Genomic DNA, 22558 nt, shown 5'->3' with positions numbered 1-22558 from the left:
CACCCCCCGTTCCCGTTCCGCTCGCCGTGGCATCATCCACCAAGCCCGTTAACGTTGGCGTCGCATCGTTGGTCGTAGCGTCATTCACCGAGACGATAGGCGCAACCCCATCCACCACCACCGTGGCAGGCGCACTTTCATTGCCCGCCTCATCACTGGCCGTGGCCGTAACCGTCGTGCCATCCGCTAAAGGCGTGTCTGGCGTGATGCTCCAGTCCCCATTGCCATCAGCAACCGTGGTGTAATCGGAAATGCCATCCCCATCCACATCCACCTGCACTTCACTGCCGGCTTCTGCCGTGCCGCTGATCTCTGAGCCATTAGTAGGGTTTAATTCTGGGGTTGAGGGCGCAGCAGGTACAGTAGGTGCATTTGTATCAATAACCACAACCCCTGTGGCAGTCCCTTGATTGCCGACTTCATCGGTGGCGGTCACCGTAACGGTGTAGCTGTTATCAGCTAGCGACGGTAAAGTATTGTCTGCTAGTATCCAAGTCCCATCACCATTATTAGTTGCAACGTATTGCTCATCGTTCAAGCTAACAATAATAGTCGCCGTGGGATCATCAATGGTGCCACCTAATTCTGGTGTTGTGTCATTAGTCAGCACATCGTTTACTTGTATGTTAGGCCCCTGAGCGTCAATCGTCGATACACTAGGCCCACTTTCGTTGCCAGCTTTATCAGTGGCTGTTACTTTGACTTCTGATCCATTCTCTAACGCAGGCTCAAAAGTAATACTCCAAGACCCTGAATCATCAGTAACAGTAGTATAATCAGTTTTACCATCACCGTTGACATCTATCTGAATTAGGCTGCCAGGTTCAGCGTTGCCGCTTAAGTCACTACCATCACTAGGGTTTATCGTTGGGGTATCAGGAGCTGTTAGATCTATGACCAAGCTGCCGGATACTGTGCTGCTGTTACCAGCTGGATCTGTCGCGGTTATTTTTACAGCGTACTCTCCTTCTGCAAGCTCGGGTAAGGTATTATCCAGCAAGCTCCAAGTACCATCACCATTATTTATAGCTGGGTAATCAACCCCATTAATCGTAACAACAATCGATGCTGTAGCATCGTTTACAGTACCACTTAAGGCAGGTGTACTATCATTAGTCGCCAAGTCACTAAAACCAACATTAGGAGCTTCAGTATCTTCAACAGCAGGTTGTTCATCATTATTGCTACTTCCATTGCTCCCCCCTCCTATCGCGGCAGCTCCGAGTCCCACCAGAGCAACGCCACCCAAGATCATCGGCCACCAAACTGTTTGTTCTTCGACCGTGTCATAGCCTAAACTTTGAAAAACAACTTCATCTTCTTCTAAGCTTTCTAGAAGATCTTCCGTTAATCCAGATTGTGGAACGAAGTAGTAGTATTGTCCGTCTTCCGCTAAGCCAACAAATTTAGGAGGGTTATCTAGTTGAAAGTAGCCTTCGAGTATTAAATTAGCTGGAGCATTGGCTGGCGTGCCACCCAAACGGATTTCTAACGAGTCATCAATTCGTTTAAACAAAACTTGTTGTGGGGCTACACCCGTACTTGGTTCAACCACTTCGTAAAGAACATTATTTTGTACCCCTATAGAAGTACTACCATTGTTAGCCGCCACATCATAGCGTTCAACAATCTGATCGCCATCACGAACGATGATTTCGTACTGATTATCCATAACACAATACCTGCCAAATTATTGATTAGTTAAATGTTTTTGATGACCTAGTTTTGTACATAGGTTGTCACGTAAACCTGTTCCTACCCCTTACGATGAATGAGTAAAAACAACGGATGATTTAAGGCATTTCTTACTGATTAATGCCAAGTGTGGTGATTCATTTCTTGCTCTGCCAGATCCGAACCGTGACACGACGATTAGGCTGCAAGCAACGAATCAATTCCTTGCGAGCAAGCTTAGTCGAGCACTCAACGATAGGCTCACTAGAACCGAAACCAAAAGCGCGTATCGGCCCATCGTAGCCACGGCTGATAATGTAATCAGCCACAGTTTGAGCACGTTCTTCAGAAAGCTTCTGATTAAAGTTTCTTTCACCTATATGATCGGTATAGCCAGAGACAGTGACCTTTAAACCCTTGTTTTTATGGTTATCAATAAAGTCGACTAGCTTCTGCAACTCGTCACCTTGAACAACATCCATAAGCTGCGCGCCCCCAAACTCAAAAAATGATTCCGAGCTGAGATTGAACTCAATCGGTTGATCGATACTACAATCTAAATCGTGGCGAGGAACTAAGAAGCTCCTAGAGCTAGCGTTAGCGACACTATCGTCTAAATAGGAAATGTTTGTTTGTTCGTAGCGTATACCCGAAGGTGCGGAGTAAGGTAAAAACTTGATGTGTTGAACTAAACTGCCTGTAACATCTACATTAACAGCCTCCAGCATTCCACCTCTCGTGACTTGGAATGACTGATTACCATTACAAACAGGTAAAACAACGTGCTGTGAGGGCTGTAACCCAGCCATAACGGCACCATTAGCAAAAATGACTATGGCTTCTGACTGTTCTTCAATTGAACTGGCATACGAGAAGACAACTTGGGAGACTGATTCACCTCCCTTAGGCTGTACGGGCTCTTCACCTACTAATAGGCTTCCTTTACTGGTGCAAGCAGATAAAGCGATGGTGCCAATAAATAGACATACCTTTTTAATTGCATTCATTGCTTTCAATAATCCTTCCTAGCCTTTAGTTGAGTAAGCTAATAACCTTTATAAAGGCGGGTTTATCAATTAACGCTCGCTCTAAACTAAAAATTTATAATATTATGTTATTAATACATAAAGACTAGAAGGCAAATAAAAATAATCAAGATTAAAATATATTTTTATTTAAAGACAACAAAATTAGAGTGGTTATATATCAATGCATTTATTGTGGTTAAATGAGCCAACAATATATATAAAGGCACTCACCTTACAAAGGTCTCCAGATAAAGCCACTTAAGACAACCCCAAATACCCAGAAATGGGTAGAACTGAAAAGTTAAGGTATATATCTAAATATAACCATTCGGAATATTCCAATACTTAAAATCAACCAAACTTTAAATAACCTAACACAATTATCAGACTTTAAAATCATTTAAAAACAAATATATTAATCTACAAAAGTGTCAACTTTAATAATTAGAACATTAAATCTAACTACCTGAAAAATGATCATTAATATCAGCGCACGCAAATGAAATAAGTTATCGTTTTCATTTGCGTGTTGTTCTTTAAACACTACATGATGTTATGTGTTAAAAGATGCGAACTTCTCAGGTTGAAACGCCATCGATTGACAGTACAAGCAGTATAAAACTTATGAGTTGTATTTTTTCTTGGTTCTTTCAACGATTGCCAGGATGTATTTTGTGATGTTAGTAAGCCTTTATACAAGTCTACTATGTTATTCCGACATTACATTAACCATTAAGATTAGATCTGTAGCACTCACGAAACTAATGAACTCTAAGGTAGTAAATCACGAATATCGCAGCTAAGTACTTGAGCTATTTTATATGCTTTTTCGAGGGTAATATTCACTTCACCACGCTCGATACGTCCTACATAGCTGCGGTCAATGTCGGCAGCTAAGGCTAACTTATCCTGAGAAATACCTCTATCTTTTCGAATAGAACGAACATTATCACCGAATTTTTTCGCTAAGTCTTTCATTTCAATCGTACATTAAAAAGAAAGACTATCCATTCTTGATGCGTCCATTACCACGGACTATAATCCGCAATTGTTTTTTTGCCCTCCACAATTGAATACCGAGAGTTTATACGTGTCGAAAGTCTTTACCATTCACCACGATATCATTGATTTTCTTAATAAGTCTGATGCTGATGAATTTAAAATTCCCAATATTAGAGATGTTCTATTAGCGACAACCATGCAAGAGAAGAGTAAAGATTATGTGCGTATATTCGTATCCAAACAACTCAACGCTATGGTTAAACAAGGGTTACTAACAGCTCAAGGAAGCTTCCGAAACAAAGTTTTTCACAAAACCCATCGATTTGAAGAGTTCAAAGCTACGGTCAATGATCAGCAAAAACGGGGCAAAGCTGATACTACAATTACAACCAAACCACCCTTTTACTTGGATGAATTAAACAAAATAAGGAGCCAGTTAAATGGAGAGCTTGCAATATCAATTGCTGAAATGGACGAATATCGTTCGATTATGACGCAATTTCCTCAAACACAAGAAAAAGTACGAAGGCTGCATCAAGAATCAGCACAGCGCTCTGCAATTATAACTGGGCAGGTTACAGCTTTAACAAAAACGATAGAATTACTCCAAACGGAGGAGAGTTAATGCTGAGAGCATGGCAACAAGAGTGTATAAAACAAGCAATTGAAAAATATACATCTGGTAGTAAGCATTTTCTCGTTCAAGCTACTCCCGGAGCAGGCAAAACGGTAATGGCAGCTCATGTTAGCAAGCAATTACTAGATGCAAATATGATTGACTTAATCATGTGTTTTTCTCCATCAGTAAACGTTGCTAGCGGATTTACCGTAACCTTCTCGAGTATATTACAATGCCCATTTAATGGCACGCTTGGCTCATTAGGGACTTCACTGACGTATCAAGCCATCCAATACCTAGATGAGTCGTTTTGGACAGCTATCTCAAAACATCGAGTATTAGCAATATTCGATGAAATTCACCATTGTTCCGGCGAAACACTAGCTGAAGCTAATGCCTGGGGAGAGCCGGTAATTTTGAAGGTTCAGAAAGCAGCTACGTATACTTTAGCACTTACGGGAACTCCCTGGCGTACAGATTGCCTACCTATCTCACTGAGTTCTTACAGCGATCCGGAAGGAAAGATCATCTGTGATTACCAATACACTTTAAGGCAGGCTATCTCAGAAAAAGTGTGTCGAAAGCCGAAACTAGTATTAGTGGATAATGAACGGTTACAATTTATCAGCTCAGAACAGAATAAGTCCTATTCATCGATTCAGGCCCTATTTAAAGAGCAAAAGATCAGTTACTCCAGTATCTTACAAGATAAAGATGCTTTAACTCATATTCTCCAACTTTCAGTAGAAAAACTCTACTCAATTAGAGAAACAAACAACAATGCTGCCGGACTTATCGTTGCCACATCCGTATCACATGCGAAACAAATAGAGGCAATTCTGCACGAGCAATTAAAGCAACATAGTGTGATGGTCTCCTACCATGACCCAGACGCTCAAAGTATTATTGAGCAATTCAAAAGTGGTTATTCTCCCTGGATTATCAGTATTGGCATGATCAGTGAAGGAACCGACATACCAAGGCTTCAAGTCTGCTGTCATTTAAGTAGTGTTCGTACTGAATTGCACTTTCGTCAGATATTAGGGCGTATCCTTAGGATCACAGAAAGCAATAACCAAGAAGCTTGGTTATACACCTTTGCAGAAGAAAGTTTGATGAAGTTTTCTGAGAGAATTGAACAGGATATTCCTGAGTCTTGTCTATATGTTATGCAGAAAAATGTCAACGAAGAGATGCTAAATCAGACGCCTCCAAATGATCTATCACTCCCATCTAGTACCATTAGAAGTGATGGGGAGATGTATTGGAATAGCGATAAAGGAGAAATAGTTGGGAGCAAGCACAGCCTACTTCATCAATCACTAACATTAGGACAGTTTAGAGAACGAGTTATTGAGGCATTTATTGGAATATGAGATATATTTTAAAAATCAGTGGAAATCGTCATTAGCTCGCCGTCTTTGTCAGATCGCTAGCTGAGCAAAGCTTAAATGATCACAAAATCGTGCTTCTCATATCAAAGCACAGAAATACTTTACTGTCCCTTACATGTACATATCGCTTGTTCGAGAGATTTAAGGTAACAGAAACCGAAGAAGATTAATCTTACTGGTTCTTTTTTAAATGATAGCAACCATCACTTATTACTAGAACCGGTTCTATTCATTGAAATACTGTCAACTCTTGAATGACTAATCATTGGCCATTTTTTGCTAAAAATTGTAGTCCTAAGATAGAGCAACCCCCGTCATTCAATCTAATAAAAGTAACCAACAGGAAAATATCTGATTACGTTTCATTTTTATTGAGCGTGAGCGTAAGATAAGTATTTAAATCATAGACTTTTTCGGCAACTAGGGCTTTAGAGTTAAAAGGAAACACGTATAAGAGTTTTCCTCACAAAAAATGCAAATTATCTCATCAATCATCCACTTTTTGTGGATTAAGATGAGCACATTAAAGCTGCATTTCATTAGGCAGTTTGTCTATACCTAACAGAGAAAGGGCGAGATACGATATAGGTATGTGGGCTTCTTCATTACCACAAGGTAATGAAAGAAACAAAGTCGATCTTCGTCTGAAAGCCGTACCTCTTGCAGTAAAAAATGAGCAAAGTCCTGAGGTGTTAGACTATGCTGTCAAGCTAATTCAAAACCTTAAGGCTCGCGTAACTAGAGATAACAAATGGCCTTGAATAAAAGTTGCTTTCCAATCTTTAACCGGTTGCACCATGATTATCCACTGAAGCTATGAACTTGAAATTAAACGCCGTTTATAGTGAATTAAGCAATGACTTTAATCGACTATTCTCATCGACCAATGCTTTGATTTTAAAACGTAGAGAACTGGTTTCAGACCTATAAAATTCCATTGATTCAGATTTTAATGATAACTGCCTTCTTAGATTGGAGATCTCTTCTTCTTGCTCTGATGCAAGATGATGCCAATACAACAACTCATCAAGTGCTTGATCCAGCTGAACACTTACATCTTGTTGTTTTACATTTTCTTTTGATTTCTGTTTTTTCTCATGTCGGTCACCTTTGATAGCATTTAGTTTTGAACTGGGCCAACCTCGATTTGAAATAGTGTTTCTATGCAGGCCAGTTAATTTCACTAATTGAGCGATAGTTGGTTTTAGATCTGGATTAGATTCAATCTTAAAGAGAGCTGCATTAATGACCTTTGTGTTCTCATCAAACTCTTGCTGATTTGCTTTATCGAATGCATTAGTCATTATCGTCACCATTTGATTGAATGAACTTGATTACTTCTTCTGCTTCTTGCATTGCTTCAACAACAGCATCTTTGTTATCATCAGCGGTTCCATTATCAAGTGAGGACTTGTTACTAAGATAAATTTCTTTCCATCTTGGTAAATGAGTTTTTGAAATTACAGCATTTTTGCAACGAACAGGATTACATCTCAAGGAACCAACACACGGAAGGGTTGGGTCAAATTCCTCTGTTCTATCACCATAACAAAGAGCACCGCCCACATCGATTAACCCTACACCTTGTTCGGCAAGAGCTGCAAACACTTCATCTTTTGTGTGACCTTCTTCGATATAGCCTTGGAACAATGTCTGCATTCGGCTTATGTGTTCTGCTCCTTTCCCACCATAGTAAATGCCATCGGGGTCATAATTAGATTCAACCTTCTCTCTTTCGACTTTCTGGCGAATACGGCCATTTTTAGTAAGAATCTGGCCTATACCACCGTACCCAAGAGTAACATCAGCAACCGAACCTAAAGATGTTTCCTTATCAACAAAATCAACAAGGTGTTTTAACTGGTAGGAAATGAATGGTAGTCCAAGGTCTATCCGAAACATCTGGTATGCTAGCGTATCACGCATTGTTTGAATTGTCGGTTTTAGTTCTGTTATTGGCGTAATAAATGCCGCTACTAGTTCATAAAAATTACGATTTGTTGGTGTCCCAGTATCAGACTCGTAGTTCCTAATTGTTTTATTAAGTGCTGAATTAATATAATCATTCTGAGATATCGTAGAAAGAAATTCCAAGCAAGCTAGTGCATCAACAACAGCTGGGATCAATACCCATTTATCATGGAATAAGCCATGAGTTTCATCCTGACCTTTAGACACTCTGGTTGCTATCTGAGGGATGTCACTAATTATACGGCCATCTTTAATGCCAGTTGTGAACTCCCAATTGTTAAGCTTGATAAACTTTAATTCAGATGTTCGCATACCGGTGAAAGCAAGAAATAGGAATAACGCTGCGCCTTGAATTACATGAATATACTGTTTAATCTTTCTCCGATTTGGTAATGACTCTAAATCACTATACCAATAGCGTCTATCCTGCATTCTGATCGAAAATAACCTACCATTTTCTTGGATAATGTCGTCTGGTACTTCGTATTTACGAATGAATGGTTCGTCGTAACCAGCATTGGTTAATCTATAAACTCGATATGCGTTTATATGACACGCTTTTATTTGGCCGTATATTGAAGGACTATGTAAAGCTGAGAGTAGACTAAAGCGTTGCTGTATAACACTATCATTTATCGGTAGATTAAATTTTGACAGAAAATCATAAATTAATAGAGATGCGCTAGTTACACACTCCTCAAACACACTATTTGGTAAAATATCTAAATTGTTTGGTTTATGTTTGGTACCAGTCCAATTGTATTCACTTTCGCAAAACAATAGAAAAGGCTTACCAAGGACATCCTTAACTAGCATGGGATCATGCAGTTTATTTGATAGAAAATCATTAACAGTAGAACTCTTTTTTACAGACCTATTTAGCAAAGCTTGCTTAATATCGCTTTTATCTATATCGCTCAAGAGTGCCTTTTTTTGAACTATAAACTCAGTTCCATATTCGCACCGTAGATAGTCAAACACCTTATCGAAAAAGGCTAATGTTCGTTTGATAGTTTCTAGAACAGTGATTGTCTTATGCTTTTTCTTACTTGATGTGCCTATCTTGCCAACTAATAGCCAATAGAATGCTATGCACTTCATTTCAAACAAGATGGTTTCTGGGACACATTTATAACATGAAAAATCAATTCGATAATTATGACTTGCAAACAAAGACTTTGGGTTCTCGTGACAAAAGTCCCATTCATTGGATCCAAACACAGATATTTTAGACACTTTAGTTTCAAGTAAAGCAATGTAAACTCGGAGAGAGTCAACTAGGCTATCCTCTACATCGGTTAATTCATTGATACTGTGTTGTTGGATTATCTTAACTATCGGGTATTTGAATAGCTTCGCGTTGATGAGTAATTCAACATTTAATTCATTCATTTACATTAGTGCTCCATTTGAAAGCTCTATATGGAGTGACAGTAGTTCTGCTTCTTTTCGGATATCAATATCAAAATCTGAATTCTCTCCCAATACTTCATTTAACAAAGCAGTATTCTGTTTAATGACACTATGGTACGGAGTATTTAGAATTTTTGAATTGTTCAATAAGTTCAAAAATTCTCGTTGTTGTGCAAACAGCATAGGAAGGTGATCCCTCGTAATTAAGCAGTTATCACAAACAAGACATTTATTGAATAGCGAGCATGGTTGCCCTTCCACATAGTTTGGTAAGTTACGAATAAACTCTGGTGGGTCCATTACGTTGACACAGGCAACTAATCCCGTACTTACTGTGGTAATAGGTATCTCTTCCGGCTTGTTTTTATCAGTATGTTTATTGGCCTTTTTTGGGGACGTTATACATTTTGAATGAATTTTCTTTAGGGCTTCATTGACCTTTTTTCTAGCAAAGCGATCAAAGTCCATTCGATCAAGATAATCAATTGTGGTTGTAATTGAACGGTGACCTAATAACAGCTGCATCTCTCGAATTGATACACCGGCCTCTATGTGTTCGGAAACAAATGTAGCTCTAAATTTTGATATATTAACTTCCAGAAAATCGCCGTTGTCATCTCTAAGGTTGTGATTTTTCACAAACCGAACAGCTGACGCATTGTCAAAACTACGCTCATCACGAAAGCTACGGATTGAGATTATTTCTCGACTCTTGTGCCTAAATATGAATAATCTGTTGATATTAGATTCTGATGCATATTTTCGAAAAGGTTCTGTGAGTTTCGTAACTTTATCAAAGATCCATCGGACTTCTTGACCCTGTTTAATTGTCATCCACTGTATTTCCGCATCAATCAGGTCTAAGTGAAGCCTTTTTTGACCTAATGATCTGACTTTCCAATAGCGAATACAGGGCTTTCCGGTTGCTGGGTGATTCCATACAAAGTCATCTATCTCGAGATCAACGATTGCCTCTCTATTCATTCCGGTCACTGCAGCCAGTTTCATCATAAACACATACATCAAATAACTATCAATTTCCGGAATAATGCCAATTGAATGTAATGCATCCTGTCTTAGGCTATTGCCGTACCAATTTTCATCTTTGGCTCTAGCCCGAGCAAGTTTGGCACACTCAATTGAAAATTTATCACTTGAATCTTTATCCCTCAAAGCATAACAACCTCCCATGTGTTCAATGATGCAGTTAAGTAACGGGTGATAAAAAGGGTCAACCTCTTTATATTTATCTTCTGACACTACTAATGTCTTTGAATCAATGTCATTCAATGTTGAGTCTATGCATTCAATCAAGTCATACCTAGAATTGATGCTAAACGGAGTTCTTTGCTCTGTGGCTCTGACATTTTTAAAGCCGATAACATCTATGAACTTAAACTCTCGCTGATCTTGAAGAACGGAAAACCTATTTAAAAATAAACGAAATGCTGATATTGCAGCGTTCGCAGCTCTGGTTGAGAATTTCTTGGAAATAACATTCTCTTCCTGAAACTTCTTAAATCTTGTTAATGAGTATGTGTGGAAAACATCATGGAGCGAAGAACTGCTATTTATTCCGATATAGCCTAAGTAGGGCTCAATATATGTTTCGAACTCAGCTCGACCATAACTGGTGTTAATTGTTCCATGATAGAAAAGATGTTTGAATGGTAAGTAAGGCTCGGCTTTCGTGGCTGTAACTAAATCATCAGAATGTGTGACAGCAATACCTCTTAGTGTGTTTAGTAACTTATTTTTTTTTCGTGTTTCCTTTGAAATCTCAGCTTGTTCACGTCGACTCGAATTGTCCTTTCCCTCAACACCAGCATGTTGCTGAAGCTGAGAAAAATATTCATCTAAAGTTCTATTGACAAGGGCTCTTGCCCCTTTTTGTAAGTACCTTGGTATGCCAGCATCTTCTTTAATTTTCAGCTTTGTTTGGAATGGTGTTTCGTGAGGATACTGTGACGAATCACAATCCCGTAAGAATAGTACTAGCCGTCTATTGTATTCGTTGGCATAAATTGAAAACTCAGGGAAATAGCAGCCAGTTTCAATCATTTTTTGCTGTATTGGTCTGAAAAAATATTTCCACCTCGATAAACTTGCGACTGATACCCTCAAACAATGCGAAGCATATGGGATAATGCCTGGTACACCTTTTTCTGCCCTACTTAATGGTATTTCAAGAAGGCGCTCCTTCGACCATGAGAGCACATCTACAGCCCATTTCTCTGCCAAAGCTTTCTGGCTAGAGCTCCCTTGGGTTGTATTGGGCCTAGTGATCGTATCACGAACGAATAGAACCATAATATTATTTCTTGTCCTGCACTTTGATTTTTAGTTGGGTCTTCTTGCAAAGTCTTTCCATCATCATTGCTCTTGTAATCGATTCTCCGTTGTCGTCAACCATTTCTCGATATATTTCCATAGGTATACTGGTATAGGCATCCTGAGTGGTTTTAAGTGAGGTATGGCCTAACATCAGTTGAACTTGTACTAGTCGATCGAGGTACTGTGTGTTGTCATCGTTAGATTGCAAAACAGCATAAGCAAAGCCATGTCTAAGCTTATGTGGAGTAATCATTCGATTGAGTGTACCTTTAGCTCTAGCGCGTTTGGACAGTCGTTCAAATAACTTGGAAATGCCGCTTTTAGTCAAAGGCCTTCCTTCCGAATCAAGAAACGCGGGGATACTGGCTATTCCCTTGAATGAACGAATATTCCGTTTATACAAAGGTGAAGAATGGTACTTTTTTATGCGATTTAAAGTAGGAAGACTTATTCTTGTTGTCCTGTACTTCCATCCGCCTTGTTCACGACTCTTAGAGCCACGAACACTCAAAGGAACATAATCACTAGCAGCAAAGTTGTCTGATGACTTTTTAATGCTTTCGTATGTGCGTTCGGTACACTGCTGGATATCTTCAAGTGTTACTCTTGGCACTTCTGATACACGTAACCCAGAATCGTAGATAAATTGAAGTAGCGCTCGCTCTCGTTCATTTTTAGTAGCAGATATCAGCTCGAACAATTCATCAAATGAACAGGAATCTACAATATTCGACTTTCTCTTTACAGCAAGGGGACCATTAACATAAGGATCGGTTATTATAAAATTATTGGTATATAAGAACGCATAAAATCGCCTCAATTGAGCATCATAATTTGAAACTGTTACGGAGCTAAGACCTTTGACATTGGTTTTATAATCTAAGTATTTTCTAATTTCGAACTCAGAACTAAGAACTAGAATCTGTTCCTCATTCAAAATCGCTTCTTCGGCAACTTCTACACGATGCTTTACAAATAATTTAATAATATCGAACTGCTTTGAAACAGTAGCCGAAGACAATTTATCTTTAATTAAAGATTTTCGTAGATACAATGTAAGTATCGGCATTACCTTCATGTTAGAATCAAGAGCGATCACATTAGTAAACACCTTCGATTGAGTGCTATTCCCACAAGTATTTAGTTGAACAGATTGTTTGAAACACTGCTTTAAGAACATAACTCAACTATCTCGCAATTGTTGGGAATGGATTTTGTGAATAGCGGACTAAACGGAACTCAGTAGAGAAACAATTTCTTCGGAGTGGGTAAAAGAATCAAATGCTTCATTTTGCAAACCATATAAGTCGTATCCGTGTTGAAGTGTCGGTCTAACAAGATAGCTAGTTCCAGAAAAGCAAGGAATAGCCGTTTTAATCCTGTAAATGTTTTTATCAGTTCTGACAGCAAAATAAGCAATACCATTATCTTCAATTAGATTACTCAACTGGTTCTAAGCCAAAGTTCCTGCTCGAGGCGAAAATACATTCACACAGTAACTGTAGTTCATGGTGTCATAAATACATAGGAGGTGTTTAGATTTATTGAACCAGTCATAACGTTATAGGCATTTTTTTCATGTCAACAGAAGACACATTTTAGATATAGTAATCACCTTAATGTGCATTAATTTATAGTCTTATAATAAGGTGTACGTCATAGACGCCGTACCGCCTTCCGTTGCAAACAGATCGAAGTCTGTTGTCATTGGCATTGGGCCGTACATCTCTTCTGCAATGTATTGCTTCACAACGGTTTCGATGTTCGTCAACATACGTGGGGGCACTGGGTAGTTACATGCAAGGTATGCGTTAACCAGTTCATTCAAGAATGCTTGTTTCTCTAGACCCAAACGGTCTTTTGCGTAGCTCAGCGACTTTTCCAAGAACTGTACGCCTTGGTCTTGTTTATTCTTGCTTGCAAACGTATCGAAGCGTTCAACAATGCCCACACCATCTGGAATGCCACCGAAACCACCATCTAGGTATGAATAAGTGCGCTCGGCTTCCAATATTGCGAACTCACCCAAACGAATGAACGCTTTACGTGGTAGTGTCGCAAGAAAATTAGGATTACCACGACCTGCATCTAATAACGCGCGGTCAGGAACAGTTTGTGCCACTTCAATTAGTTTATCTTTTAATTCAAATGGGCTTAAATCTGCAAATTTTGAAAAATCAATTGTTGTGTTTTGCGTAGTCATAATATTTACCTGAATCTATTATTTAGTAAAATTTGGATAATACTTCCCCTACCGCCTATTTAATTAGGCGATAAGCGTGTTCGAATTTATTTAAATTACATGCCTGCGTTTAAAGTAATAATGCCGACAATAATTGGACCCCATAGGGTAAGCAGTACATTGGCGACTGCATAAGTCACAGTGAATGAGAATACTGGCGTTGCGTTACCTGTTTTTTCCATTAAAGCCGCGAATGCTGGGTTCGCACTTCGTCCACCTGTCACACAGCCAAGTGCTTCAACCGGGTTCTTAATCTTCAATACAAAATATGAGAAGAAGAACGAAATAATCTGAGGGATAATCGTTACACCCATGCCAAGGAACAACAGAGACATACCGTGTTCTTTGATGGTGTCGACCGCTTGAGGCCCAGCCTCAAGGCCAACAATGCCTACAAATGCTGCCAAACCGAAATCTCGAATAAAGTTCGCGGCACCCACAGGAAACTGAGCAACATGCGGATTGCGGCTACGCAACCAACCGACGATCAAACCTGAGATCAAACAACCTGCACCAGAACCGATAGTGACGGGAATACCAGCAATCTTAAAACTGATTAGACCAATTAATAGGCCCACCACCATGCCCATACCAAGCACGATTAAGTCAGTCACGTTTGCTGAGCCCATTCGCTGACCAATGTTTTTCTCAACGCGATTGATATCTTTTGCGGTACCTGTAAGCTGGATGACGTCGTTTTTCTTCACCACAAGATCCGGCGTCATTTCAATTGAGTTGCCTTCACGAATATAGTCTGTCACATAAATACCGCGCATAGAGCCTTGGTTCGAAGCCTCTTTAATCTCTTGCAGCGACTTACCAATCAGTTTGCGGTTGTCTGCGATCAGTTGACGGTTTTCTTCAATAACTTCATAGCCTTCTGGAAGTGCAATCTCGTTGTCAGCCAAACCATCTTGCAGCTTATGTACCGCATTACGACGACCAGTTACAACAATGACATCCCCTTCTTTCAGTGTTGTGAATTTGTCCACTTCTAGCACTTTGCCATCACGTTGAATCAATTCAATACAAGCAGCTAGAGCGTGTTGGTTTAACTGAGCTAAGGTTTTGCCTGCTAGCCCAACATCTTTGCTCACTTTAAATGCTCGTGTAACCAGCGCTGTGATAGCGTTGAACTCACCCGGCGCTAGATCACGCTTACCATTTGAATTTTTCTCTTCTAGCGCAATCGCTTCTGCTCGGATATCCCACTTCATCAGTGTTGGGAATACCCATGTCACCATCAGAATTGGACCAAGCGAACCAAAGATGTACGTAACCGCGTAGCCTACTGCGACGTTGGTCTGCATTAGGTGCTTCGCTTCTTCTGTCACACCACCAAGACGTGCGATCGCATCACCCGCTGTACCGATGATTGCCGATTGAGTCAAACCACCAGCTGCAAGGCCTGCTGCCGTACCTCTGTCTAGATCAAACATCCAAGCTGCTGCTAGTACACAAAGCAGGCCAGAAACCGTCATCACTACAGCAGAAAGGAGAATGTTGATGGTTCTAAAGTTCAATGCTTTAAAGAACTGCGCACCACCTTGATACCCTACTGCGTAAATAAAGAGCGCAAAGAAAATGCTTTTTACGCCGGGATCAATATGAACACCAAATTGCCCAATAATTACACCCATTAATAATGTTCCCGCAACACCGCCAAGAACAAATCGACCAATGGTAATTTTACCTACCATATAACCGAGAGAGAGCGTAATAAAGAGAGCAACAAATGGTGCCATGTCAAAAAGGTTAGAAATAATTTCCATGACAATTTTACTCTTACTAATAAATATAAAACTCAAATAATCTAACGAATAATCTGTCACTCATATTTGTTGGATTATTTAATTTAAAAAGCATCTCGTTTGCTTCGAAGCGAATATTAGAAACAAAACCTCACAACTCGTAATCCCATTTGAAGGATGAAACCATCACTTCGCATATTCAAACGCAAACATTGAACAATAATTGTCGAAAATTTAATAATTTAGTGGTCTGAAATGAACATCAAATAAATTGGAAAATAAATTTATTTTTATTTTCACTGTCCAAAAAGCTACTTTGTTGCGCTATTCCCTCTATATAGCGCATAACACCTTTCTCTTGATGGATTAGATCCTACAAAAGCGATTATCACTGATGCCATCACTTGCCTTATCTTTACATTCATCAAGTTAATAGAGAAAAACACCATGAACTCAATGCCACATGAACTTGTGTGGGGCGAAGTTTACTTCCCTCCCTTGTTGCTGGTTATTGCATTGGCTTACATGCTCACCATTTTGGTTGGAACCGTTGCAACAAAACTGGGACTCCACAAATACGTTGCATTTCCTGCGCTCGCTGAGCTAAGCCTAATTGTGATTTTTACTGGCGTTATTGGTCGATTCATTACCATATTTTGAGGCAAATTCCGTGATAAAACGTTATCTCATCACACTGCTATTACTGTGTTCCGCTGGCACCGTGATTTTCAGCTACTACCAATCATACTCTGACAACCCTTGGACTAGAGATGGCCAAGTTAGCGCGCACATCGTTTCTATAACCCCCCGCGTAACAGGACAAATCATCCAAGTCTACGTCGAAGACAATTCGCAAGTGAAACAAGGCGATTTGCTGTTTGAGATTGACCCAAGCATCTATAAAGCGGCGTACCACAAAGCGCTAGCAGCTCAAAAGCAAGCCATTGCATTACTAGCAAAGGCCAAAAATGAAGAGCAGCGAGCACTTAAGTTAGAAAAGCGCACACCTGGCGCTGTACCTGTACTGACATTGAATAACCTAGACAATGCGGTGGAGACAGCCGTTGCCAACGTAGAACTCGCGAAAGCCAATGTTGAAGAAGCCAAGCTAAACCTTGATTACACAAAAGTTTATGCGCCAACGAATGGTTATATCACTAATTTGAACTTACGCGTCGGCTCTCAAGTCGTCGCTAACTCCCCAGTCGTGGCTTTGATTGATGAAGACAGCTTTTGGATCGAAGGATATTTCAAAGAAACGGATTTAGTTGGCGTTGATCCACAAGATAAAGCCTACGTGACCTTAATGATGCACAATGAAGCTGTGCTGGAAGGCAAAATCAAAAGCATTGGCTACGGCATTGCGAAGCAAGATGGTAGTACTGGTAACGATCTTTTGCCCAATGTGAACCCTAACTTTCAGTGGATACGCTTAGCTCAACGCATTCCAATTAAAGTTAAATTAGATCACTTACCGAAAGATTTTCAACTACGTGTTGGTATGACGGCCTCTATCAAAATCATCAAACAATAATGCGGTGGAATGTATGTTTAATGCCTCAACCAAAGAAGCAATCAAAGCTGCGCTGTCTATCGTTATCGCGATCTGCCTTGCCTTATGGTTTCAATGGGAGAAACCGTATTGGGCAGCGATCGCAGTCGCGGTAATGGCATTAAATGAAAGCTTCGCTCACTCAATAAACAAAGGTCATAATCGCTTATTAGGAACCCTCCTTGGCATCGGTTATGCCTTTTTCCTCATCACGACGTTTTCTCAAGATCGCTTTTTGTTTCTCACCTTCTTCACCTTGTTTTTAGGTGCGTGCATTTTTATGTCGAGCGACGAAAAGTATGGTTATGTGTTCTCTATCGGTTTTGCTGTGTGCTCCATCATCGCATGTATGGGAGGATTTGATAGTCAAGCAACGTTCCACTTCGCTGTTCTTCGCATGCAAGAGACGATTCTTGGTGTGATCACGTTTTCTGTTGTGTACCGATTAGTCTGGTCAGTCAGTACAGAACAAAACTTCATTCAACGTTTTGAGACCAGCAGAGAGGCGATGCTTAACGCTATGAAATCGCCCAATGATATAGATATTGAAGCTCTTGAGACCAACAGCGCCAACATAGAAAAGTTGTTCCAACTGGTCGGCTTACCACTTACTGGCAGCTACCACTTGAAAGAACATCGTCAGCTATGGCGTGCGCGTTTAAATGAGATGGCACAAATCCAAGACCGATTGCTAGAACAAGCAGATAAATCGCAAAGTCGTGAGATCGATTGGCCAACGCTAACGCAGCAACTTCAAAGCTTTGATATTAGAAATCCAAGTACTTCGCTCATTGGTCACGTTGCTTGTGTCATGCAAAGAGAGAAAAACACAGTTTGGCATCACGAGCATCGAACGTTTATCCAGCATTTGAATGAAGACGGCAGAAAGGTATTGCAAGGTGTATCCATGTTCGTCACTTCTTTGTTGATCTGGATTTATCTGCCCGTACCCGGAGGTTTCATTTTTCCGATGCTAGCTGGCGTGTTCTCTTCAATCGTTCCTACTATGCCACCAAGCATTATTAAAGATGCATTTTTTGGTGTGATAGGCACTGGCACGGTGATTCTATTGCAATACATTTTCCTAATGCCAATGATGACCGAGCTTTGGCAGCTTGGGCTATTCTACTTCATCAACATCATCGTAATTTGGAAGATATTTTCCACACCAAAGCTGATGGTACACAGAATTCTAGGTATTAACTTATTGGTTGTCTTGACATCAGGAGCGCTCAATTTAACCCCAGCATATCGAATTGAAACGCCCTTGCTGATGCTGGTAAACATTATGATCATTTTGATGATTGCCAAGTTGTTTACTGATCTGTTTCGTGTTCGCGTTACGGTCTAAGCGTCACCTCCGTTCTTGAAACTAAAGTCCCGCATTGCTTTTGCTCTGCGGGGCTTTTTGCTTTGTTCACTACCCTATTCCTGCCTCACCCATAAAGCGAGGATAGTATCCATCAAAAGCGATTAACGGGATTTCTCTTCACCTCATAAAATCCTCTCATTGATTCACGAAATGCAATCGAAAACCATGCATTCACAACGTCAATCACAGCAAACATATCTATCTAACTGAACAAGAAGTTCAGTGACACATTAACTGTCTGAGTCTCGAAGGTTTGAGACTATTCAGAGTAGAAACTGTCATGAGTTTTTTTGAATTACGCGCCGGCAAGACGTCTTCTCTTACTGTGCTCGCGAGCGCACTAATGCTTACTACCCCCACTTTTGGCTTCGCCGCTGAAGAGACGACGACCTACAGCGAAGTAATCGAGCAAGGCCGAGCGCTGTTCGACAAATACGGTATCAGTCATGATTTACCAAAACTGGCCATCAGCTCTCTAGTTCAAGGCGAGCATTTGGTAGAGCATGCCCACCGAAGTGTTAAAATCGGTGATAGTGTTCGCGATTCGTCCGTCTACTTGGTTAAGAACACCGATAACAAAGGCAACATTGATCTGCGTATCAAGTACAACCCTGAACAACTCGATGAAAATGAAAAAGTACTTGATGAGATCGAAGCTTTCACACGAACAGAATACCGCCTTCGAAACTACGCAGAGAGTTTTGATCCGTCATCAGTAAGAGCCAAAGAGGATCAGAACGGTAATGTGATCATCAGTTTTAATTACTCAAAATACGGTCTTCCTCAAGATATCGCCTACTTCCGCTTTTTAAGCGTTGATATTGAGTTGGTTAATGGTGAACCGAAACGTATGGTCATTACCAACGATAAACCGTTCACACATCACAACTACCAAGTGGATTCTTACGATCAAGAGATCCTCTTCCAGAAGTTAACATCAGGCAAAATTGCGATTGCCAGTAAAAACACCAAGATAGTTGGTTCAAAGAAAAATAACCCCCTCGAAATGATGAGCAGCGTAAAACCGGTAGCGATTTATGAAGATAAGCTTGGCGTGCAAGTACTAGACGAAAAACGCTTGAATGAGGTCTCTGATCCACGCATGCAAGAAGCCAGTGTTAAGCTAGACCGCGTTTTTCCTTTAATGGGTGATATGGTTCGTCGTCAAGGTATCGATTTGCCTCTGCCGTTTGGTGTATCGCTAGCGTATCGAAATCAAGATATGAATATTCCATTTAATGATTTCACGATTGAAGGCATCGGCCTTAATGAACTGTTTGATCCCGAAGACAGTGTCGGCATCGTGAGTGCTGAGAGCATGACGCTTCGTGGCGATGTAAACATCCTGCCATTTTGGAATGTATTTGGTTACATCGGAAAAGTTAATGTCGATGCCAATGTTGATGCCGCCTACACGGGTGAAGGTGGCCAGTACATAAAAGATAAGCTGAACGATAAACTGCCAGGATTAGGTGATAAGTTTTGCGATGGTTTATCTGCACTTTGTAGTCGCGGACGCCTAGACGTGCCGCTGCATTTGGAATATGACCTTCGTGGTATAGGTACAACCCTTTCGGTTGGCTATAAAGAATTCTTTGCTTCTGTCACTGGTACCTATTCGCAAACTCGCTTAAAGGGCTTAGATGATTGGGGCGATGGTATTGTTACTGTACAGCCGATGTTGGGTTATCAACTTGTCGATTATCGCACGCAGTTCTTTGTCGGAGCAGAATATCAAGGACTGGACGCTCGAATGGACGGGCATGTAAAAAGCGGTGATATCGAATTCGATTACGACATTGGTGTAGATCTTAATCAATGGGCGTTTTTGACTGGTTTCAATAAGCAAATCGGCAAAAACTACAACCTGACCTTTCTCTATAACAAAGGGGAAACTCGAGAGTCAGTGACCTTAAATCTTGGTTACCGTTTCTAGCTCTCAGGAAGAGCCCGCCCCTATACGATGGTAGGACTGCATCCTACAAAGGCGATTACTGAAACTGTCGCCGATGTCCTACCATTTGAGCCATCAATTCAACAAGCCATCCAACCATTCACGGATTAATGCCAAAGCGTCAGGACGTCGCTTGTTAGATGCCGTTTAACATTTTCGGTGTACGCACCAAATGACTTTTTGGACATAACAATGACTTTACTCAATCGCTCAACTTTAGCCATTACCATCACTCTTGCCTTAGCAGCTTGCAGTGATGACTCTGGTAAACCTAGCGTTCCTAACGGCCCGAAGCCACTACAACCCTTACCACCAGAGCAAATCGCTTTGGAAATTGGCGATGCAACCATTCAAGCGACCAAAGAGTCCCTTGTCATCACGCCTCTTGATGCGGATGAAAAACTGGCAGCGGTAGAGGCGTTCAAAGGTATCCAATTTGCGCAAGCAGACCGCTTTCAGCACAGCATTGCGGTCCCACTTGAAGGCGATATTGATGCGACTCAGTTCGGTGATGCGTGCCCGCAGTTAAAAACCACGGCACAAACGCAATCAGAAGATTGTTTGAACCTAAACATTTGGCGACCAGCAGGGACAGAAGCGTACGCAGATTTGCCAGTGTATGTCTTTATTCACGGTGGAGACTTTGAATACGGCGCGGGCTCAGAACCGCTGATTCATGGTGATATGGTGGTTGCACAAGGTGCTGACGATGGTAACCCGTTTATTGCAGTTACTTTTAACTATCGCTTGGGCTTGTTGGGCAGTGTTTGGGTCGATGGTTTGGACAACCCAGAGGGCGGTAACTTTGGCCTAGGCGATCAAAAACACGCGCTTGAATGGGTTCAACAAAACATAGAGGCATTCGGCGGCAATCCGCAAAACGTGACACTCATGGGTCAAGGTGCGGGTGCCATGTCGGTGGGAATTTTACAGCAATCAAAAGGCGATGCTGCAATCGCAGGTGAGCACTTTCAACGTGCCATCATGCAAAGCAACGCTTACGGCTTTGAATATAAAAGTTACGATGTTGCCAAGAGCCAAAGACCAGAGCAAAGCGTTGAAGATCTTGCGTTACTGCCACTTGAAGAGGTTATGAAGGTACAGAGCGAGATGCTTGACCCTATTCAACGTCTTAAGAACTGGGTACTGACCGCCGCGAATATTCCGGTTATAAGCCCAACACGCGACAACAGCCCATTAGCTACGTTGATGCCATTTTCGCCTTACATCGAGCATCGCCCACCAGCGTTTCTAGTGAAAGAAGTACCGGGCTATCACTTTACTGAACAAGCGATTGAGAGTGAATGGATCGTACCGACGGTAATTGGCTCAAACAGTGCAGAAAGCAATACTCTGGGCATGCTGCCGAGCCTGACATTTTTGATCCCAACTATTATTGAAATCTTGAGCCAAGAAGCGCCAGAAATCATTGAAAGTGGTGACGAAACCTTAATCGTCGAATACATGGTGGAGTGGCTAGAATCGGAAACGAACTTAAACCGTTTACGTGCTGAATATCGTTCATTACTCAGCGATTCAGCTTCAATTGAACTCGATCTTTCTGACTTATTGGAACTGCTGCCTAGCACCGCTTATGAGGCGATGACTAAGTTGTTCTTCGGTTTGGGGAACTCCGATTCAACCACGGAGTTACTTGCTCTGACTGACTTCTTCCCTAACGATGAAAGCGAACTGAATGGCGCGGCCAAAAACATGCAGCAATTCAAAACCACGTTGCATGATTTGCTCTTCACGGGTCCAAACCGTCATAAAGTTTCAACGGAAGAAGCAACAGGAGCAACGCCAAGCTTCTACTACTTTGACTACAAACCTGGATTCAACGTATGGACTTACAACACCAAAGGTGTAAATGGCGATCTCGACGTTGGTGATTTACTCAAAAGCATCAGTTGTATTGTGGGCGCTTGTAATGCATCGGAATTACCATTTGTGTTTAACAAGGCATTAAAGCTTGATGATTCAAGTGTTCGCCCAGGTAGCAAAGACAAAGCGATGATGAACGAGCTCTCTCGTATGTGGTTTAGCGAACGTTTATTTGAGGACTTCCAATACAACAGCGCGACTGACCGAGTATTGCTGATCGATAACGATGGCGGTATTCAGTCCACACAAGACTGGGACAATGCTCATCACTCAGGCATCGATCCAAAACTGCGCCAAGGTCGCCTCAACGGTCTCGAGGAACTTGGGTTAATTCTTAGCCACATGTAACTTCATCCTCAGCCACTAAA

At 41.1% G+C, this 22558-nt stretch carries 15 protein-coding genes and 1 pseudogene; 7 read left to right on the top strand and 9 right to left on the bottom strand.

Annotation, left to right across the window (positions count from 1 at the left end; genetic code table 11):
• The 3 genes from IJ23_RS23780 to IJ23_RS23515 form a co-directional block, all read right to left on the bottom strand.
• A partial coding sequence (locus IJ23_RS23780; RefSeq protein WP_200877263.1) for an Ig-like domain-containing protein occupies positions 1–1672 on the bottom strand: 1672 nt, incomplete at its 3' end.
• Between the two features lie 160 nt (positions 1673–1832).
• Positions 1833–2681 (bottom strand): OmpA family protein, encoded by an 849-nt coding sequence (locus tag IJ23_RS23775; RefSeq protein ID WP_050550130.1) that lies wholly within the window; start codon positions 2679–2681, stop codon positions 1833–1835.
• Between the two features lie 792 nt (positions 2682–3473).
• The gene (locus IJ23_RS23515) at positions 3474–3680 is read right to left on the bottom strand and encodes a helix-turn-helix domain-containing protein (RefSeq protein WP_033907490.1); all 207 of its coding nucleotides are present in this window, start codon (positions 3678–3680) and stop codon (positions 3474–3476) included.
• Positions 3681–3792: 112 nt separating this feature from the next.
• Here IJ23_RS23515 and IJ23_RS23510 point away from each other — a divergent pair, with 112 nt between their 5' ends.
• Both IJ23_RS23510 and IJ23_RS23505 read left to right on the top strand, forming a co-directional pair.
• On the top strand, positions 3793–4329 hold the full coding sequence (locus IJ23_RS23510; RefSeq protein ID WP_235213044.1) for a hypothetical protein: 537 nt from the start codon (positions 3793–3795) through the stop codon (positions 4327–4329).
• Entirely contained in the window at positions 4329–5699 is a 1371-nt protein-coding gene (locus IJ23_RS23505) for a DEAD/DEAH box helicase (RefSeq protein WP_033907489.1), read from the top strand. Before IJ23_RS23510 ends, IJ23_RS23505 begins: the two co-directional genes overlap by 1 nt.
• Before the next feature lie 857 nt (positions 5700–6556).
• Here the strand turns inward: IJ23_RS23505 and IJ23_RS23770 are convergent.
• The 6 genes and pseudogenes from IJ23_RS23770 to aspT form a co-directional block, all read right to left on the bottom strand.
• The gene (locus IJ23_RS23770) at positions 6557–7021 is read right to left on the bottom strand and encodes a hypothetical protein (protein ID WP_050550129.1); all 465 of its coding nucleotides are present in this window, start codon (positions 7019–7021) and stop codon (positions 6557–6559) included.
• Complete coding sequence (locus IJ23_RS23495; protein ID WP_033907488.1) at positions 7014–9080, bottom strand: site-specific integrase; 2067 nt, start codon at positions 9078–9080, stop codon at positions 7014–7016. The genes IJ23_RS23770 and IJ23_RS23495 overlap by 8 nt, the downstream gene beginning before the upstream one ends.
• A complete protein-coding gene (locus IJ23_RS23765; protein ID WP_050550128.1) occupies positions 9081–11411 on the bottom strand; it encodes a site-specific integrase in 2331 nt (776 codons plus the stop codon).
• A gap of 4 nt (positions 11412–11415) precedes the next feature.
• Entirely contained in the window at positions 11416–12534 is a 1119-nt protein-coding gene (locus tag IJ23_RS23485) for a tyrosine-type recombinase/integrase (RefSeq protein ID WP_161781350.1), read from the bottom strand.
• Between the two features lie 549 nt (positions 12535–13083).
• Positions 13084–13638, bottom strand: a pseudogene (locus tag IJ23_RS23480) (bifunctional aspartate transaminase/aspartate 4-decarboxylase); the annotation flags it as partial.
• Positions 13639–13733: 95 nt separating this feature from the next.
• Positions 13734–15449: an aspartate-alanine antiporter gene (aspT, locus tag IJ23_RS23475; protein WP_033907486.1), complete on the bottom strand. Its 1716-nt coding sequence runs from the start codon at positions 15447–15449 to the stop codon at positions 13734–13736.
• Between the two features lie 426 nt (positions 15450–15875).
• Here aspT and IJ23_RS23470 point away from each other — a divergent pair, with 426 nt between their 5' ends.
• The 5 genes from IJ23_RS23470 to IJ23_RS23450 all read left to right on the top strand — a co-directional run bounded on the left by IJ23_RS23470 (position 15876) and on the right by IJ23_RS23450 (position 22538).
• Complete coding sequence (locus tag IJ23_RS23470) at positions 15876–16088, top strand: DUF1656 domain-containing protein (protein ID WP_005377106.1); 213 nt, start codon at positions 15876–15878, stop codon at positions 16086–16088.
• A 10-nt stretch (positions 16089–16098) separates the two neighbouring features.
• A complete protein-coding gene (locus tag IJ23_RS23465; protein WP_005377105.1) occupies positions 16099–16962 on the top strand; it encodes an HlyD family secretion protein in 864 nt (287 codons plus the stop codon).
• 13 nt (positions 16963–16975) lie between these two features.
• Positions 16976–18331, top strand: a complete 1356-nt coding sequence (locus tag IJ23_RS23460; RefSeq protein WP_033907485.1) for an FUSC family protein — start codon at positions 16976–16978, stop codon at positions 18329–18331.
• Positions 18332–18632: 301 nt separating this feature from the next.
• Positions 18633–20288 carry a hypothetical protein gene (locus IJ23_RS23455; protein WP_033907484.1) on the top strand — a complete coding sequence of 552 codons (1656 nt, stop codon included), beginning with the start codon at positions 18633–18635 and terminating at the stop codon, positions 20286–20288.
• Between the two features lie 210 nt (positions 20289–20498).
• Positions 20499–22538: a carboxylesterase family protein gene (locus IJ23_RS23450; RefSeq protein WP_033907483.1), complete on the top strand. Its 2040-nt coding sequence runs from the start codon at positions 20499–20501 to the stop codon at positions 22536–22538.
• The last annotated feature ends 20 nt before the right edge of the window (positions 22539–22558 follow it).

Source organism: Vibrio sp. OY15 (assembly GCF_000742455.1).
Classification (GTDB): domain Bacteria; phylum Pseudomonadota; class Gammaproteobacteria; order Enterobacterales; family Vibrionaceae; genus Vibrio; species Vibrio alginolyticus.
This window is presented reverse-complemented; position numbering and strand designations above follow the sequence as displayed.